General features: G+C 39.0%; 2 protein-coding genes and 2 pseudogenes. All 4 read right to left on the reverse strand.

The window, feature by feature from the left end:
• Positions 1 to 227: 227 nt before the first annotated feature.
• Positions 228 to 1008 (reverse strand): annotated as a pseudogene (locus V6C71_00005) (IS5 family transposase).
• 155 nt (positions 1009 to 1163) lie between these two features.
• Positions 1164 to 1628 carry a hypothetical protein gene (locus V6C71_00010; GenBank protein HEY9766878.1) on the reverse strand — a complete coding sequence of 155 codons (465 nt, stop codon included), beginning with the start codon at positions 1626 to 1628 and terminating at the stop codon, positions 1164 to 1166.
• A 64-nt stretch (positions 1629 to 1692) separates the two neighbouring features.
• Positions 1693 to 2405: pseudogene (locus V6C71_00015) on the reverse strand (IS6 family transposase).
• A gap of 560 nt (positions 2406 to 2965) precedes the next feature.
• Entirely contained in the window at positions 2966 to 3472 is a 507-nt protein-coding gene (locus V6C71_00020; GenBank protein ID HEY9766879.1) for a hypothetical protein, read from the reverse strand.
• Positions 3473 to 3849: the final 377 nt, after the last annotated feature.

Below are 3849 nucleotides of genomic sequence, written 5' to 3' on the forward strand. Positions count from 1 at the left end.
ACCTTGGGCTTGTAATTACGGATGAAACTCCTACTCTTCAAACTCTATGGCAATATGGTCTTCGTTTGCGAGTTGAAGAATTGTTTTTGGATAGCAAATCTGGAGCTTTTGGACTGGCTGATTCTCGTTTACGAGATGCTCAAAAACTGAATCATCTTTACTTGATAATAGCAGTAGCTATTCTTTACAGCACCATTAAAGGATGTATGGAAAGTCAAAAAAGCTACGCTAATCGGTCTGACCATAATCCGAACCATCGCTGCATAAATAAATGCTTCGACCGTTTCAGGTAGGACTTCATAATCGATAGTCAACCGCCGATAACGCATCAACCAGGCAAATGTTCGCTCTACAATCCAGCGCCAAGGTAAAACCTTAAAACCTTTTTTCTGAGTAGGTTTGACCACTTCCAAATCTAAATCATAATCCTCTTGAATCTGGTTGTGAAAATCCTTTCCTTGATAGCCTCCATCGGCGAAAAGTTTTTCTAATCGAGGGAATTGGTTTTTAATCTGCTCTAAAAGTTGAATAGCTCCCTTTTTTTGCGCCATATTAGCTGCTGTGACCATTACGACTAATAATAAGCCTAAAGTATGGACTAAAATATGTCGCTTGTGACCTTTGATGAGCTTGCCACCATCATATCCCACCTCAGTCGCTATATTCCGTAGTTTTGACTGATTGGCTATCCACAATAGCTGCCGAAGGAGTAATCTTTTTACTAACTTGAGTACGAACTTTTTTCCGAAGAGCTTGATTCAACTTCAGCCAAGTACCTTCGATACGCCAAATCCGAAAGTAATCATAAACTGTAGACCAAGGGGGTAAATCATGAGGCATTAACCGCCAAGGGCAACCAGAAGCCAGAATATAAAAGATAGCATTAATAATTTCCCTGAGATTGACAGTTCTGGGACGACCACCAGGTTTAGGAGGCGGAATTAACGGTTTAAGAATCGCCCATTGCGAATTAGAAATATCTGTGGAATAAGGTTTTCTTGTCGTCATCGCTCCTAGTTATTTTGTACTTAGGAGTTCTATTTTATACTTTCCATACATCCTCTAATTCAAGTGGCTCAGTAGTAAATACAGGAGTAGTTTTAATTTGGCGATTATCGCTAGCCAAAACTAAAGCGGTTTCATCTTTCCAGTAGGTTTGCTGATCATTGCTGATTTTGTATTTCCAACTGGGCTGGTATAAGAGTTTTCCCGATGGTGTTATTGTTTTCCAGCAATTCTAACGCGCAAACTTTATAGGTAATGGTAGGGTAGCTGCATGAACCTTTTACTTCAACATCGTTACCAAAGACAAATTGAGGATGCTGATAGCTATACTCGGTTTCATCGGGGTGAATATTAGTCGCAAATTCAATGGTGATTAACTCTCTTTCTCCTTTGGTGTCGATTACGGAAGAGATTTCTCGTTGTTGAATTAATGTTTCTGAACTAACAACACAGTTATTTGTCATTTCGTGATGCGCTCTTGCTTGGTGGTCGAATAATTCACACCACCCACGACCGTTAGGTTCGTAGAAGTTGTTGAAATTAGGACAAGTAGAACAAGTTTGTTCTATTACTGGCTTGGTAGTTGTAGCTAGTGCCCTAGCATACACCTTCGGATATGTCATGATATTAAGGGTTCTGTTGCAAAAAATTCAAACAGACAGAAAAACTCTGTGGATAACTAATTTTTCAGACGACAATCTCAAAGAGAGAATGAATAAAATTTCTTTGTCCCAAGACATCAGCTTTAGCTATATTTTCGATTTGACCTTTACGAATCGCATTCATAATTTCATACCCTCTTAAAGTTCGCCATGCTGTATGAAAATATTGAAAATATGATTTATATTTAGCTAACTTCTTGGCAAATCTATGATCTTGTTCGATTATGTTGTTGAGATATTTTTTTTGTCTCAATTTACACTCGTGAGATAAAAGTCCTTCTTGCTTTAATTATTCAAATGCTATGGGATAGGCTGCATTTTTATCTACATTAATTACGAATTGGTTGTCGATCATGTCTGGCTTTTAAGACTTTCTTTAGAAATCTTTTGGCTGCTTTATGGTCTCTTGAGGTACTGAACATAAAGTCTAAAGTCTCGCCATTACTATCTACAGCACGATATAAATACTTCCATTTTCCTTTTACTTTAATGTATGTCTCGTCTACTCTCCAAGAGTCATTAGTTGATTTAAGGTATTTTCTCGTTCTTTTCTCTATTTGATGGAGCATAAATCATTACCCATCTGTAGATTGTCGTGTGGTCTACAGATAACCCTCGATCTTTCATTATTTCTTCGAGATTCCTGTAACTAAGGGCATACTTTAAATACCAACGAACACAAAGTAAAATAATTTCTCCCTGAAAGTGTTTCCATTTAAATGGCTGCTTTGTGTTCATCGAGTCTCGTAGCTAACTAAGTTTTAGTCATGATACAAGCTTGACTTCATTTTTTGCAACACTACCAAAATTACTTGTATCCGTTTTGCTCCCAACGCCCCAGAACATATGCGAAGCGGTATGCTAAAGGACTAGCTCCGCGTCGTCCTTTAGGAGAACCCCATTGAAGATGTTTGGTTGTCTGCAAAACGCTTTGTACGAGAATTTTATGCTATTTGTTCTTCATTCGCGACGCGCAGCTATTATATGCGAAGCGGTATCCTTTAGGAGTCCTTTAGGGCGATCGCTAAAAGACTATTTGAATTAGCTACCGAACACCAAATTTTCGATTTTCCCAAACTTTCGCTTCACACGGTTCTTTTTCATGAATCATTTAGGATTGCTATCTGTGTCATGATTGGGTCGAACAGTTAATGATACTCGCTCCCAACAAGCTATTTTTTGATCAACAGGGTATGAGAGCTAAAAAACTTATCCTTTCATCCCTTTGACTGTGTTGTCACCCCGTGAGGGAATTCCCTTTAGTTTTAGCGAAAAAAACTAAGATGCTCCTGAAGCAGTTATTCTACATCGTGGAATAGATATACATCTTCCAAAACCTGTAATAACCTTTCTTCAATTGAATTAAGCACAGGGCGATTCAGCTTTTCTAGCCCCTTTAACAACCACATAGCAGCTTCATCCAGCTGCCCTACCTCGGATAATGCGGTCATCCTTGCTCCTAAATCCAGCATTTGCTCTGATTCATTTGGGCTAAACTTCATAGGCATTAAATCATCTACCGAGACAACGAACCGATCGTCCCAAGTGTCTATTAAACATTGATCTTGACTAACTTCTGCTACGACACACCAGCAATGGAGCTTACCTGAAACTCCAGATTTAATGCGACAGATTTCGCCCTCGGAAAAAGGATTTATAGGGGGATATTTCTGGTGTAAATAGGATTTGACTGCCGATTTGACGATGGTATAAGAAGGTACTTTTCCCAAATTTAAATCCACTGCCATAACCCAAACTTCACCAGCTTCAATAGGACTTAAATAAGCTTGAAAAATAGGTCGCAATTGCTTTTGTTTGGTGGGTAAGGGATCGTTTAGACCGTGGGTCTTTAAATATTATTCAATAGAATAATAAGTCTGGGCAGCTTTCATACATCGCTCGATGTAAAGCATCGTGAAACCGAAAACCGATTCACAATAAGATTCAAATCTATCGTAGTTATCGCGATACAATTGAAGACGCTTAATCGTCCGTAGTGCCTGACCTCGAAGCACAAACCCCGTCCGTACCTGATGCTCTAATACCAATTTAAATAGCATTCAGGGCAGATAGGGCATCGTTGATGAAAGAATAACCGGTGCTCGAAGCAATCACTTCTGGCGTTAACTCACATATAAGTTGATCGACTTTGGTTTGCAGTTGAGCCTGGGTTTTGAACCAA

Source organism: Coleofasciculaceae cyanobacterium, assembly GCA_036703275.1.
Classification (GTDB): Bacteria; Cyanobacteriota; Cyanobacteriia; order Cyanobacteriales; family Xenococcaceae; genus Waterburya.